This window comes from Granulicella sp. WH15 (genome assembly GCF_009914315.1).
Lineage (GTDB): Bacteria > Acidobacteriota > Terriglobia > Terriglobales > Acidobacteriaceae > Edaphobacter.
In genome coordinates this window covers 1926080-1938881 of sequence record NZ_CP042596.1, presented here as the reverse complement: position 1 = coordinate 1938881, position 12802 = coordinate 1926080, and the positions used below count along the sequence as shown (strand labels likewise).

General features: G+C 63.5%; 15 protein-coding genes. 10 read left to right on the top strand and 5 right to left on the bottom strand.

Annotated elements, in window-relative coordinates; all coding sequences use genetic code 11:
• Positions 1-57: 57 nt before the first annotated feature.
• From FTO74_RS08020 to FTO74_RS07995, 7 genes are all read left to right on the top strand, one after another.
• Entirely contained in the window at positions 58-573 is a 516-nt protein-coding gene (locus tag FTO74_RS08020) for a hypothetical protein (protein WP_162537671.1), read from the top strand.
• 101 nt (positions 574-674) lie between these two features.
• The gene (locus FTO74_RS19960) at positions 675-1004 is read left to right on the top strand and encodes an LpxD N-terminal domain-containing protein (RefSeq protein WP_345934175.1); all 330 of its coding nucleotides are present in this window, start codon (positions 675-677) and stop codon (positions 1002-1004) included.
• Positions 974-1675 carry a UDP-3-O-(3-hydroxymyristoyl)glucosamine N-acyltransferase gene (gene lpxD / locus FTO74_RS08015; RefSeq protein WP_345934174.1) on the top strand — a complete coding sequence of 234 codons (702 nt, stop codon included), beginning with the start codon at positions 974-976 and terminating at the stop codon, positions 1673-1675. Before FTO74_RS19960 ends, lpxD begins: the two co-directional genes overlap by 31 nt.
• Positions 1676-1701: 26 nt before the next feature.
• A complete protein-coding gene (locus FTO74_RS08010) occupies positions 1702-2052 on the top strand; it encodes a hypothetical protein (protein WP_162537670.1) in 351 nt (116 codons plus the stop codon).
• 175 nt (positions 2053-2227) lie between these two features.
• Complete coding sequence (gene tmk / locus FTO74_RS08005) at positions 2228-2893, top strand: dTMP kinase (protein WP_162537669.1); 666 nt, start codon at positions 2228-2230, stop codon at positions 2891-2893.
• A gap of 1 nt (position 2894) precedes the next feature.
• Positions 2895-4304 carry a cytochrome P450 gene (locus tag FTO74_RS08000; protein ID WP_162537668.1) on the top strand — a complete coding sequence of 470 codons (1410 nt, stop codon included), beginning with the start codon at positions 2895-2897 and terminating at the stop codon, positions 4302-4304.
• 43 nt (positions 4305-4347) lie between these two features.
• Positions 4348-5472, top strand: a complete 1125-nt coding sequence (locus tag FTO74_RS07995) for a DNA polymerase III subunit delta' (protein WP_162537667.1) — start codon at positions 4348-4350, stop codon at positions 5470-5472.
• A gap of 90 nt (positions 5473-5562) precedes the next feature.
• On the opposite strand, the gene FTO74_RS07990 is transcribed toward FTO74_RS07995, so the two are convergent.
• Both FTO74_RS07990 and FTO74_RS07985 read right to left on the bottom strand, forming a co-directional pair.
• Positions 5563-6291 (bottom strand): SDR family oxidoreductase, encoded by a 729-nt coding sequence (locus FTO74_RS07990; RefSeq protein WP_162537666.1) that lies wholly within the window; start codon positions 6289-6291, stop codon positions 5563-5565.
• A gap of 73 nt (positions 6292-6364) precedes the next feature.
• A complete protein-coding gene (locus FTO74_RS07985) occupies positions 6365-6868 on the bottom strand; it encodes a carboxypeptidase-like regulatory domain-containing protein (protein WP_162537665.1) in 504 nt (167 codons plus the stop codon).
• 198 nt (positions 6869-7066) lie between these two features.
• Between FTO74_RS07985 and FTO74_RS07980 the strand changes: the two genes are divergently transcribed.
• Positions 7067-7366 (top strand): co-chaperone GroES, encoded by a 300-nt coding sequence (locus FTO74_RS07980; protein ID WP_162537664.1) that lies wholly within the window; start codon positions 7067-7069, stop codon positions 7364-7366.
• Positions 7367-7456: 90 nt separating this feature from the next.
• The gene (groL, locus tag FTO74_RS07975; RefSeq protein WP_220399124.1) at positions 7457-9130 is read left to right on the top strand and encodes a chaperonin GroEL; all 1674 of its coding nucleotides are present in this window, start codon (positions 7457-7459) and stop codon (positions 9128-9130) included.
• Positions 9131-9202: 72 nt separating this feature from the next.
• On the opposite strand, the gene FTO74_RS07970 is transcribed toward groL, so the two are convergent.
• The 3 genes from FTO74_RS07970 to FTO74_RS07960 all read right to left on the bottom strand — a co-directional run bounded on the left by FTO74_RS07970 (position 9203) and on the right by FTO74_RS07960 (position 11937).
• Positions 9203-9844, bottom strand: coding sequence for a YukJ family protein (locus FTO74_RS07970; RefSeq protein ID WP_162537662.1), 642 nt, complete (start codon positions 9842-9844; stop codon positions 9203-9205).
• A gap of 86 nt (positions 9845-9930) precedes the next feature.
• Positions 9931-10626, bottom strand: a complete 696-nt coding sequence (locus FTO74_RS07965) for a LamG domain-containing protein (protein ID WP_162537661.1) — start codon at positions 10624-10626, stop codon at positions 9931-9933.
• A 45-nt stretch (positions 10627-10671) separates the two neighbouring features.
• Positions 10672-11937: an MFS transporter gene (locus tag FTO74_RS07960; RefSeq protein WP_162537660.1), complete on the bottom strand. Its 1266-nt coding sequence runs from the start codon at positions 11935-11937 to the stop codon at positions 10672-10674.
• 168 nt (positions 11938-12105) lie between these two features.
• Here FTO74_RS07960 and FTO74_RS07955 point away from each other — a divergent pair, with 168 nt between their 5' ends.
• Positions 12106-12687, top strand: a complete 582-nt coding sequence (locus FTO74_RS07955) for a YceI family protein (RefSeq protein WP_174242218.1) — start codon at positions 12106-12108, stop codon at positions 12685-12687.
• The last annotated feature ends 115 nt before the right edge of the window (positions 12688-12802 follow it).

Below are 12802 nucleotides of genomic sequence, written 5' to 3'. Positions count from 1 at the left end.
GACACCCCGGCGCTCGCGGACACCTCTCCCCGAGCGCCATCCCTAAAGGCCATCCGCATGTCGAGTTCGCGCAAAAAGGTCATCCTCCGCACCACCGCCGACGCCACCCTGTCCGGCTACCTCCCTCTCGCGGGCCTTATCGAGAACGACTCCGTCAGCCTCCTCGACCTCTCCGGCCGGGTCATCGCCATCCCTCTCGCCAGCGTCAAGACCATCTGTTACGTCCGCGACTTCAACCTGACCGACACCCTCAACCCCGAGCGCCTCACCCGCCGCACCTTCTTGGCCCGCCCGCGCACAGAGGGCCTATGGCTCCGCATCACCTTCGCCTCAGGCGACCAGCTCGAAGGGCTGGCCCCGCTCGACCTCTCGCTCCTCGACGCCCTCATCCACGACCGCGGCCTCTACCTGATCCCGCCCGACATCCGCTCCAACACCCAGCGCCTCTTCGTCCCCCACGCCGCTATGACCGGCCTACAGCTACTCGGCGTCATTACCAGCCCCTCCAAGGCCGCCCCAGCCCCCAAGCCAACCCGACCCGACCAGAACGACCTCTTCCCCCCGAACGACTGAGCAAAAGGGAGAAATTCTCGCTTCCGCCCATCGGGAGGCCCCATGCTGTCACTCTCTCCGACAGCCCAGAGGACGGTACGAAGTACTCTACAATCGTCGTTATGAAGCTCTCCGAACTGGCCGACCGTCTTGGAGCCACCCTGACCGGCGATCCTCACCTTGAGATCACCGGCGTCGCCGGGATCGAGCAGGCCCAGCCCGGCCAAGTGACCTTCGTCGCCAACCGCAAGTACGCCCCGCTGGCCCGCACCACCCAGGCCTCCGCCGTTCTGGTCGAACCAGCCTTCGCCGAGATCCCCACGGCCACGCTCCGCCTCGCCGATCCCTACCTGGCCTTCGCCCGGGCCATCGAGTTGTTCTACGCCCCGCCCGCCTACCCCACCGGTATCCACCCACCGCCGTGGTCGATCCCACAGCAAAGCTCGGGTTAAACATTCATATTGGTCCTTATGTCGTTGTAGATAAATATGTTGCAATCGGAGACGACGCCACCATCCTGGCCCACACTGTTATCTACCCCGGAGCCCGGATCGGCCATCGATTCTTCGCCCACGCCCACGCCGTCGTCCGCGAGCACTGCATCCTCGGCGACGACGTCATCCTCCAGAACGGGGCCATCGTGGGCGCGGATGGCTTCGGCTTCGCGAAAAAACCCGACGGCGACTGGCACAAGATCGTCCAGTCCGGCACCACCGTCCTCGAAGACGCCGTCGAGATCCAGGCCAACGCCTGCATCGACCGCGCCTCGGTCGGCGAGACCCGCATCCAGCGCGGAGCACGCGTCGACAACCTCGTCCAGGTCGGCCACGGCTCCAGCGTCGGCCCCAACACCCTGCTCTGTGCCCAGGTCGGCCTCGCCGGATCGACCCAGATCGGCCGCAACGTCATCCTGGCCGGACAGGTCGGCGTCGCCGGACACTGCACCATCGGCGACGGCGTCATCGCCACCGCGCAGAGCGGCATCCCCAACGACGTACCCGCAGGCAAGATGGTCAGCGGCTATCCCGCCATCGACAACCGTCAGTGGCTTCGCTCGGTGGCTCTCTTCAACCGCTTGCCCGAGCTGCTCCGCCGCCGCCGTTCGCCGGAGCCGGAAGAGTAGACCTCAGACTGCTATCCTTGAAGACTATGCGCCGACTTCCCTTTGCCGTCCTGTCCGCCGCCACCCTTCTTCTGGCGGGCTGCCGCTCGGCCTTCATCGACGCCACCGTCGCGAACCACAGCACCCAGCCCATCAGCCTGGTCGAGGTGGACTACCCCAGCGCCAGCTTCGGCACCCAGACGCTGGCTCCCGGCCAGGAGTACCACTACCGCTTCAAGGTGATCGGCTCCGGCCCGGTGAAGCTCATCTACACGGACGCGGCCAACACCGAACAGCACTCCACCGGCCCCTCGCTCAACGAGTCCGCCTCGGGCAAGCTCACCGTCATCGTCACGCCCACCGGCCCGCAGTGGGTGCCTCAATACACCAGCCACTAGCCTCTAAAACACGCGCAGCGTCGAGTACCGCACGAAGTGCCACCCGGCGCAAGGGCGCACTTGCCGTTGCTCTCTTCTAAAACAACAACAAAAGCGTCCTCACGCCGGACGGGCGGCACTTCGTGCGGTTTTGGACGCTTCGCGTAACCTCTCCTTCATGCGGTAAACTCCCCCTATGTCCCGGGGCACATTCATCACATTCGAGGGTCTCGACGGCTCCGGCAAAACCACCCAGCTCAACCGCCTAGCCGCCCACCTCCGCGCCCAGGGCCGAGACGTCGTCACCCTCCGCCAGCCCGGCGGAACCGCCCTTGGCGACCGCATCCGCGGCATCCTGCTCGACTCCCGCTCCGAAGCCTCCACCGGCGCCATCGCCCCCATCGCCGAGCTGGCCCTCATGTTCGCCGACCGCGCCCAGGCCATCGCTGAAGTAATCTCCCCGGCTCTCGAAACAAACAAGATCGTCCTCTGCGACCGCTTCACCGACTCCTCCGAGGCCTACCAGGGCGGCGGCCGCCAGCTCGGTAGCGAACAGGTCCTGGCCATCCACCAAGCCGTCTGCGGCGGTCTCCTGCCCGACCTGACGATCCTGCTCCTACCCGACCTCGCTGCCTCACTCGCCCGCGCCCGCCGCCGCAACCAGCGCCACGTCCAGCAGGCGGGCACCGACGAGAACCGCTTCGAGCGTGAGGGCGACGTCTTCTACCAGCGCGTCTACCATGCCTACGAGGAGATCGCCGCCCGCGAGCCTCACCGCGTCGAGGCCATCCGCGACGATGCCTCCATCGAGGCTATCGAAGCTCGTATACGCGGCATCGTCGAAGCCCGCATCGAGAACTGACATGGAATCCCGCCCACTCCCCGGCCTGCGCTTCTCTCTGCCCTTCTACAGCTTCAAGCCCTGGGTCAAGATGGGCGACCCCATCCGCCTCTTCGTCCACCTGAAGAAGACCTTCGGCAACGTCGCCCACTACAAGTTCATGGGCACGCCCATCGTCTTCATCAACGAGCCGGATTACATCCGCGAGATTCTCGTCACGCAGGCCTCCGCCTTCGTCAAGGAGCGGACGGTGCGCCGGATGAAGCTGCTCCTCGGCGAAGGCCTCATCACCTCCGACGACCCCATCCACATCCGCCAGCGCCGCATCGCCGCCCCAGCCTTCCACCGCCAACGCATCGCCGCCTACGCCGACCAGATCGTCGCCATCGCCGCCCACCAGCGCGACCGCTGGCAGCCCGGCGCGACCTTCGACATCGCCGCCTCCAGCATGGCGCTCTCGCTCGAGATCGTCGCCCGCACCCTCTTTGATACCGAGGTCGATGCCGACATCCGCAGCATCAACGACGAAGTCAACGCCATCATGGCGCTGTACAACTTCATCGTCGCCTTCCCGAAGATCGAGCAGTTCATGTTCCTGCCGGTCCCCGGCATCGTCAAGTTCCGCCGCTCGAAGAGGCGTCTGGACGCGGTCGTCGAACGCCTGATCCGAGAGCACCGCGAGTACTCCGCGCAGGCCACGGCCGAGGGCCGAGAACCCGACCGCGGCGACCTGCTCTCGATGCTCCTGAGCAGCCGCGACGAGCTGCTGGACGACAACGGCAACCCCACTGGCGAGTCCGTCGGGATGTCCGACAGCCAGGTGCGCGACGAGGTGCTGACGATCTTCCTCGCCGGGTACGAGACCGTCGCCAACGCGCTGACCTGGACATGGTACCTGCTTTCGCAGAACCCCGAAGCCGAGGCGAAGATGCACGCCGAGCTGGACGCCGTGCTGGGCACCGGCGACGCCCAGCGCCTGCCCACGCTGGCCGACTACCCTCAGCTCCGCTACACCGAGCAGGTCTTCGCCGAGTCCATGCGGCTCTACCCGCCAGCCTGGGCGATGGGCCGCATGTCCACCCGCGAGATCACGCTCGGCCCCTATACGATCCCCGCCGGGGCGCACGTCTTCTTCTCCCAGTACCTCATGGGCCGCGACCCCGACCACTTCCCCGATCCCGAGCGCTTCGACCCGGATCGCTTCACCCCCGAGGCCAAGGCCGCGCGGCACAAGTACGCGTACTTCCCCTTCGGCGGCGGCTCGCGCCAGTGCATCGGCGAATCCTTCGCCTGGATGGAGGGCACGCTCTCGCTGGCCGTCATCGCGCAACGCTGGCGGCTGCGCTTCGTCCCCACCTACCCGGTCGAGGTGCAGCCCAAGATTACCCTCCGCCCCAAGTATCCAATGATGATGCAAGCCACCCAACGCTGAGGCCACGGGCACGGTATTCTTAGACCAGAGATCCAGACCAGCGATGAGCCTGCCAGCCAACTTCAACGACTTCCTCGGGAACTCCTCCGCAGTCGAATCCCTGCGCACCGCCATCGCGGCCGGACGCCTGCCGCACTCGCTCATCCTGGCCGGGCCGCAGGGCGCGGGCAAGTACACGCTGGCTCTGATGCTGGCCATGGCGGTCGAGTGCGAACGCCAACCGCGCGAGATGTGGTCCACCGGCCAGACGCTGGCCAGCTACTGCGGCGTATGCAGCAACTGCACGCGCATCGCGTCCTCCGCGAACCTGCAGGAGCTGGTCGATACCGCCGTGGCCGCACGCGAGGAGATGCGCGAGACCGACAAGAAAGAGACACGCATCCTCATCCAGCAGCACCCCGACGTGCTGATCGTCCCGCCCGACCCGCCGCAGCTTCTCATCAAGCTGGGGCAGATCCGCTCGCTGATCCACAGCGCCAACTACCTGCCGTCGGAGGCTCCGCGCAAGATCTTCATCCTCACCGCCGCCAGCTTTATGAAGGAGGCGGCCAACTCGCTCCTGAAGGTGTTGGAGGAGCCGCCGGACTACGTCCACATCATCCTCTGCGCCGAGAATCCGGGCGAGCTGCTGCCGACCATCCGCAGCCGCTGCGCGCTGGTGCGGCTGGGTGCGCTGCCGGTGGAAGAACTCGAAACCCTGCTGGCCGACCGGCACCCTGACTGGTCCCCGAAGCATCGTACGCTGGTGGCGCGGCTCTCGCAGGGAGCAGCCGGACAGGCGCTGGGCTTCAACCTCGACGCCTACACGGCGGCACGGGCGGATGCCATGCTGCTGCTGCGCTCGGCCACGGCGGACACAGGACACACCGACCTCTTCAAGATGACAGAGGGCTACCGCGCCGGAGCCGAAGGCCAGGTGAAGGCCAACGGCCTGCTGAGAACGATGACCCTGATCCTCGAAGACCTACTGCTGCTGCACTCGAAGACGCCGGAGCTGGTGCGCAACGTCGATATCCGGGCCGAGTTGGAGCGGATGGCCGCGAGCGTATCGTTCGAGTGGATCGAAAACGCCAGCCACAAACTGGACCAGGTGCAGTCGGGAATGAGACGCAACCTGCTGCGGTCACTCTCACTCGACGCCTTCGCCGAGCAGCTCGCACCACGTTAGTCTCTATAGCCTTTCACGCGAAGCGTCCAAAACAGCACGAAGTGTCGCCCGTCCAGCGCGAGGACGCTTTTGCCGTTGTTGTGTGATTCTTTAAAGCCCCAAACCGCCATCGACGGCCAGCAGTTGCCCGGTAATAAAGTGCGGCCCGGTTGCAAAGAAGAGCACCGCCTTCGCCACATCCTCAGCCGTACCATTCCGCCTCATCGGAGTGCGATCCGCAAAGTGCTGATAGGCCGGACCCACCTCGTCCTGCACGATCATCCCCGGCGCGACACAGTTGACGCTGATCTCGGGCGCCCACGCCTTGGCCATCGTCTGCGAGAGCATGTGCAGCGCGGCCTTCGAGGTGCAGTAGTGACCGTGCGTGGCCCACGGATGAATCCCCCCCAGCGACCCGATGTTCACGATGCGCCCACCCGCAGCCTTCAGGTGCGGATGCGCGGCCTTCGCCACCAGAAACGGCCCGCGCGTGTTGGTCGCAAACATCGCGTCCCACTGGTCGACGGTGATCTCTTCGAGCGCCGCCGAGGCAAAGGCCCCGGCGTTATTGACGAGCAGGTCGAGACCGCCATGAGCCGCAACCGCATGGGCCACCGCCCCCTGAATCGAGGCCGGATCGCCAAGATCGCAGACGACCGCCGCAGCCCGAACACCCAGCGCCGCCAGCTCGCGCGCAGTAGCCTCAGCTTCAGCCGCCGAGCCGCGATACGTAATGGTGACGTCGGCTCCCGCCTTCGCCAGCGCCAGCGCAATCGTGCGGCCGATCCGCTTGGCCGCGCCGGTCACAATCGCCGATCTTCCTGCGAGCAACTTATCCATACCCTCAGATCCAGGCAACAACAGGCGGCAGCACAACACCTGAGGCTACCGCCATGACGCGCCGAGTTGGAAGTTAGAGCTGCGGAGGAGTAGAGACCGCCGGTTTGGCGGGCGTAACCTTCTCCTGCACACCAGCGGGCCGGTCGGCTACCTTGCCGCGGTTGTCCTCGTAAGCCGAGATCTGGGCCTGCGGACGCAGCATCTTGACCACAATGCTGCGCGAATCGGAGAGCACAAAATCCTCGGCGTGCGTGGCGAAGCCGTCCGCGATCACCTGCAGCGTCACCGTGCTGCCCTTAGGAATCACGTCGATGGTCGCCTTGCCATCGGGATCGGTCTTGACCTCAAGCGTGCCGATCTCCTTGCCGTCCAGAATCGGACGAAAGACGACGGCGGCGTTCACAATCGGCTTCTGATTGAAGCCCTTCAACACCAATACCTCAAGGTGCGAGGTCTCGGGCGGAGCCTTGTACTTACGGCCGCGGTAGTGGTTATCGTCCTGCGCGTGGACGGGCAACATCAGGGTCGGGGCCAGGGAGAAGGCGAGAGCGAGGCTAAGGATTCGACGATAGTGCATGTTGTGCATTCTACTGCTTTTCACACCATTCAAACCTGCGTCGCTTTCACTCATATTTCACAGAGCGTGGCTTGACAAGCCTATAGGCCGGGCATATCGTTAGCAATCGAAGGCACTGACTGCTAACGCGGGTGCTACGAGTGCGGTTGTGCACGTCCGCACTCGAGTTACACCAATCGAATTCAGGAGACGTAAAGCATGGCAACAACATCGTTTACACCGTTGCACGATCGCATTCTGGTCCGTCGGGTTGAAGAGGGCGAGACGGTTCGCGGCGGCATCATCATTCCGGATTCGGCTAAAGAGAAGCCGCAGCAGGGTGAGGTGGTCGCTGTCGGCAAGGGTAAGTCGAACGACGAGGGCAAGGTCTTCCCGCTCGACGTCAAGGCTGGCGACACGATCCTGTTCGGCAAGTACTCCGGCACCGAGATCAAGCTGGACGGCGAAGAGCTGCTCATCATGCGCGAGGAAGAAGTCCTCGGCATCGTCTCCAAGTAGTGCTTCGCACTGTTTTTGACCCGCTCTCGCGGGTGAAACCTTAAAGTACCGCTACACATTCCGCTGGCCCTGCCAGCATACGGAGTAAGCATTATGGCAAAACAGATTCTGCACGGAGAAGATTCGCGCCAGGCAATCCTGCGCGGCGTAAACATCCTGGCGAACGCCGTCAAGGTGACGCTCGGTCCCAAGGGCCGCAACGTCGTCATCGAGAAGAAGTTCGGCTCGCCGACCATCACCAAGGACGGCGTCACCGTCGCCAAGGAGATCGAGCTGCAGGATGCGCTCGAGAACATGGGCGCGCAGATGGTGCGCGAAGTCGCCTCGAAGACCTCGGACGTAGCCGGCGACGGCACCACGACCGCCACGGTTCTCGCACAGGCCATCTACCGCGAGGGCGTCAAGACTGTCGCCGCCGGTGCCAACCCGATGGCGCTCAAGCGCGGCATCGACAAGGCCGTCGAGGCCATCATCGGCAAGCGCGATGAGCACGGCGTCGTTGTGGGCGGAGCCCTCAGCACCTTCTCGAAGCCCGTCTCGGGCGACATGATCGCCCAGGTCGGCACCATCTCGGCCAACTCAGACTCGCAGATCGGCTCCATCATCGCCGCCGCCATGAACAAGGTCGGCAAGGATGGCGTCATCACCGTCGAAGAGTCGCGCACGATGGAGACGCAGCTTGAAGTGGTCGAGGGTATGCAGTTCGACCGCGGCTACCTGTCGCCCTACTTCGTCACCGACGCCGAGCGCATGGAAGCTTCGCTCGAGAACCCCTACATCCTCATCTACGAGAAGAAGATCTCGTCGATGAAGGACCTGCTCCCCCTGCTCGAGCAGATCGCCCGCACCGCCAAGCCCCTCGTCATCATTGCCGAGGACGTGGACGGTGAGGCTCTGGCGACCCTGGTCGTCAACAAGCTGCGCGGCACGCTGAACGTCGCTGCCGTCAAGGCTCCCGGCTTCGGTGATCGTCGCAAGGCGATGCTCGAGGATATCGCCACCCTGACCGGCGGCAAGGCCATCACCGAGGATCTCGGCATCAAGCTCGAGGGCGTCAAGATCGAGGATCTCGGCACCGCCAAGCGCGTCACCATCGACAAGGACAACACCACCATCGTCGACGGCGGCGGGCTGGACGAGAAGATCGCGGGCCGCGTGAAGGAGATTCGCGCCCAGGTCGAGAAGACCACCTCCGACTACGACCGTGAGAAGCTCCAGGAGCGTCTCGCCAAGCTGGTTGGCGGCGTTGCCGTCATCAAGGTCGGCGCGGCTACCGAGACCGAGATGAAGGAGAAGAAGGCTCGTGTCGAGGATGCGATGCACGCGACGCGCGCTGCGGTTGAGGAAGGCATCGTCCCCGGCGGCGGTGTGGCTCTCATTCGCTGCTCGGCTGCGGTCGATGCGCTCATCAAGACGCTTGAGGGCGACGAGAAGATCGGTGCGACCATCATCCGTCGCGCGATCGAGGAGCCGCTCCGCATGATCGTCTCGAACGCCGGCGAAGAGGGCGCGGTCGTCATCGGCAAGATCCACGACTCGAAGGAGGCCAACTACGGCTACAACGCCGGAACCGGCGCCTACGAGGACCTGGTTGCTGCCGGTGTCATCGACCCGACCAAGGTGACCCGCACTGCTCTGCAGAACGCGGCCTCCATCTCGGGCCTGATGCTGACCACCGAGGCCATGATCTCCGAGATTCCGGAGAAGAAGGAAGCTCCGGCTGGCGGACACAACCACGGCGGCGGCATGGACGGCATGTACTAAGCCCTCCGTCCCAACGCACCAACGACAAAGCCCCGGAGCAATCCGGGGCTTTTGTCGTCTGCGGAAGCAATGCTAGTTAACCGGATTGCCGTCATCATCCGTATCCCACGACTCGGTTTGGAACGCAATGAAGATAGCCGTCCAGCTCTGCGTGCTTGGCATATAGATGAAGACCGCGCCATCCTGCCAGACGCCGTTATCCTTGCCGAAGCTCTTCAGCGGATTGCCTTGGTTCATGTGGATGTCGTGGATGCCATCGACCTCGCCGTTGTCGGCGTATGAGCTACCGAAAGCGAAGATCGTTCCCTTCTCGGCGACGGCCTGATTGAGCAGCGTATCCACCGCATTCTCCAGCGGCGTCGCATGACTCCCCTTCTTCTCCTTGCTGATCGGCAGCAGCGCCATCTGACTCTGGGTAATCATGGGCTTGCCACCGATCTGCTCGCGCACGAAGTCGAGCGCAAGACCACCGGGCTGGCTGGCCAATGCGTGCATCCCTGATTCGAGCGCAAGCAGCGCCGCCGGATCGGGTGGCACAAAGTCATCGAGGATCGCGTACAGAACCTCGGAGCCATCGGTGGACTCGATATTCACGGCGACGGTGAAGGGACCGCCCGTGGCCTCGATGCTGATCTGGTAGTGAGTGCTGGAGCCGGTAACGACCTTCCCTGCTGTCGGGAGGCCCTGGAGGACACTGTAATTAGGAATCGGCATGGATCTTCCTGTCGGCGAGCGACTCTTAGGGGAGTAGGAACAGCTTGCGCGGATTCTACCTGAGCCGCCCCCAGACGAAGATGAATCTACCTGCCGGAGCCGGACGGCACCCGCATCAACTCCCCCTGAGCCAGCGGCCGCGCGGTGAAGCGGGAGGAAAAAATATCCCCCGTAAAGAAGTCCTTCTTGTTGTAACGAGTACCCAGCGAGGCTCCACCCTTGCCCAGCGGTTGCAGATTGGCCTGCGTCTCTCCCTGAAGAATACCGTTGACGTAATGACGCAGAACCTTCCCGTCATACACGGCCGCGACCGCATACCACTGGTCTAGCGGAAAGAGATGCTCGGCGTCGCACTTGAGCAGGATCGCCGTCTGCGGAGGATCGCCGCTGGGCGGGCTGGTCCCGGCGAAGCTGTCGAGACACCACTTCCCCTCCACGATTCGCAGCTCGAAGAGCCGCCGGTTCTCCGAGCCAGCCTCCTGCAAATGAAAGATGCGCTGCGCAGCTCCGCCCTTGGACGAGGGCCTAAAGATCATCTCCCACGTATAAGGCAGCGTGCCCACAAGGGGAATCGCATCGACGAAGAGTGCGTCGCCGACATCGCCCTTGCCCTCAAAGTGAACGGCCTTGCCCAATTCCGTATCGACAACCCGAGGCGAGCCAACAACAGTAACCGTAGCTCCACCAATACGGTTAAGACTATCGATCGACCAGACGACTGGCTGCTGCGCCGAAGCCAGCACCGGCAAAGATAGAGCACATGCGAGCAGCAGCAATTTCATAGGCCGCCAGCTTACAGGAAAAAACCCTCGAATGTCTGCCTGTGCTCAGGCTGGCTCATCGCTGGAGTTGAGTTGCGCTCCCTTGGCCTCTTTGCCGAACGAGGTGATCGCAGCCACCACAATCGCCACCACCAGCACGGTCGCGGCCATCACGGTACGAAGCCCACCGGCAAACCGCTGCGCCAGCACCGTCTGGAAGACGCCATTGCGCGAGGCCAGAAGGTTACCAAGCTGATAAGCAAAGCCCGGAAAGATCGCACGAACAGGTCCAGGAGATAGCTCGTTAAGATGAGCCGGAATAATCCCCCACGCTCCCTGCACCATGAACTGCATCAGGAAGCCGCCGACAGCAAGCCAGAGCACCGTGTGCGAGTACGTCCAGAGCGGGATCATCGGCAGTGCCAGCAGCGCGGCGACGATGATGGTGCGCTTGCGCCCGAAGCGCTCCGACAGCGCTCCACAGCAGATGCCGCCGAAGAGCGCGCCAAGGTTGGCGATGACGACGATCATCCCTACATACACCGGCGGAAGCGCGCTCTCCCGTTCAAGGAACGTGGGGTAGAGATCCTGCGTGCCGTGGCTGAAGGAGGCGAAGGCCGTCATCAGCAGCACTAGAAAGAGAAACGACGGCAGATAGCTGGCGAGCAGCGACCAGTTGGTTCCGGTCTTGGGAGCTGCGGCCTTGGCGGCTCGCGCAGCCAGCCAGGTGGGCGACTCCTCCACCTGAAAGCGCAGGTAGAAGGCCAGCACCGCGGGCAGCGCGCCGATCATAAAGAGCACGCGCCACGGCGTAAAGATCCCCGTGCCGTGCAGATGCGGAAAGAGCACGGCATAGAGAGCCGCAGCAAGCAGATTGCCGCAGACATACCCCTCCTGCAACAGCCCGGAGAAGACGCCGCGCCCCTTGGCCGGCAGCGTCTCAAACGCCAGCGCCGCGCCCACGCCCCACTCACCGCCCATGGCGATGCCGAAGAGTGCCCGGCTGACCAGGAAGAGCCCCAGCGACGGCGCAAAGGCGCTGGCCAGCTCGAAGACCGAAAAAGAGATAATGTTGACCATAAGCGTCGGACGACGTCCAAACCGCTCAGCCATCGCGCCAAAGAGGAACGCGCCCACAGGCCGCATGGCAAGCGTCCAGAAGAGCGCCTCGGCCACCTTCGGGATCGCTACGTGGAAGTCCGCCGCGACGGCCTTCAGGCAGAGTGTCAGAAGGAAGAAGTCAAAAGCATCAAGGGTCCAGCCGAGGAAGCAGGCAGTAAAAGTGGCGCGCTGAGTGCGGGTGAGCGCCTTGAAATCCGAACTGATTGACATGGGGTTGATCTTATAGGGATAGAGGCTAACTCCTCAAAGATAAAAGCAGCCTCCGCAAAAAAGCTGGAAACAATTTACAAGTTGCAACATCTAAGTAACGTCTGCTGGGATAACATAGGATTCGTTACGCGACCGGCAGTATCATGTCACCGAATTGAGAGGAGTTTTATGAAACTGAAATCCACACTGATCGTATTTGGCATGGCCCTTTTTGCCGGCGTTGCCGCGCAGGCCCAGACCTCCACCTGGACCATCGACCCGGCGCACTCGAGCGCCAGCTTCTCCATCCGCCACATGGGCGTCAGCACGGTTCACGGCTCGCTGACCGGCCTGAAGGGTGCAGTCACCCTGGATGAGAAGAACATCACCAAGTCGAAGGTCGCAGCCACCGCGGACACCACCACAGTCTCCACCGGCGTGGATAAGCGCGACGGGCATCTGAAGTCGCCCGACTTCTTCGACGTGGCCAAGTTCCCCACTATCTCGTTCAAGTCGACGATGGTAATGAACTCGGGCGGCAAGCTGCAGGTGATGGGCGACCTGACCCTGGATGGCGTGACCAAGAACGTGACGCTGGACCTCGACGGTCCCGCGCCCGCGCAGAAGGGACCGAACGGCACGACGATCAGCGGCTTCTCGGCCACGGGCATCATCAAGCGCAGCGACTTCGGCTTCGGCCCCAAGTTTGCTCCGCCGGTGCTTGGCGATGAGGTCAAGTTCACGATCGACATCGAGATGGACAAGCAGTAAGCTCTGCCACAAACGCCCCATCCTTGCCGCAAGCGGCGGGGATGGGGCGTTCTTCTTTTTAGAAGAAGGTCCTCGCTGCCGACCAGCGGGAGTCCCTAAGAAGGTCACTCGCCCA

Bases quoted from the DNA above. Each gene is read 5' to 3' on its own strand.
- FTO74_RS08000 (WP_162537668.1), top strand. From the start codon at position 2,895: ATGGAATCCCGCCCACTCCCCGGCCTGCGCTTCTCTCTGCCCTTCTAC.
- FTO74_RS07995 (WP_162537667.1), top strand. From the start codon at position 4,348: ATGAGCCTGCCAGCCAACTTCAACGACTTCCTCGGGAACTCCTCCGCA.
- FTO74_RS08020 (WP_162537671.1), top strand. From the start codon at position 58: ATGTCGAGTTCGCGCAAAAAGGTCATCCTCCGCACCACCGCCGACGCC.
- FTO74_RS07990 (WP_162537666.1), bottom strand. From the start codon at position 6,291: ATGGATAAGTTGCTCGCAGGAAGATCGGCGATTGTGACCGGCGCGGCC.
- FTO74_RS07960 (WP_162537660.1), bottom strand. From the start codon at position 11,937: ATGTCAATCAGTTCGGATTTCAAGGCGCTCACCCGCACTCAGCGCGCC.
- FTO74_RS07985 (WP_162537665.1), bottom strand. From the start codon at position 6,868: ATGCACTATCGTCGAATCCTTAGCCTCGCTCTCGCCTTCTCCCTGGCC.
- FTO74_RS07980 (WP_162537664.1), top strand. From the start codon at position 7,067: ATGGCAACAACATCGTTTACACCGTTGCACGATCGCATTCTGGTCCGT.
- FTO74_RS19960 (WP_345934175.1), top strand. From the start codon at position 675: ATGAAGCTCTCCGAACTGGCCGACCGTCTTGGAGCCACCCTGACCGGC.
- FTO74_RS07965 (WP_162537661.1), bottom strand. From the start codon at position 10,626: ATGAAATTGCTGCTGCTCGCATGTGCTCTATCTTTGCCGGTGCTGGCT.
- FTO74_RS07955 (WP_174242218.1), top strand. From the start codon at position 12,106: ATGAAACTGAAATCCACACTGATCGTATTTGGCATGGCCCTTTTTGCC.
- FTO74_RS08010 (WP_162537670.1), top strand. From the start codon at position 1,702: ATGCGCCGACTTCCCTTTGCCGTCCTGTCCGCCGCCACCCTTCTTCTG.
- FTO74_RS07970 (WP_162537662.1), bottom strand. From the start codon at position 9,844: ATGCCGATTCCTAATTACAGTGTCCTCCAGGGCCTCCCGACAGCAGGG.
- tmk (WP_162537669.1), top strand. From the start codon at position 2,228: ATGTCCCGGGGCACATTCATCACATTCGAGGGTCTCGACGGCTCCGGC.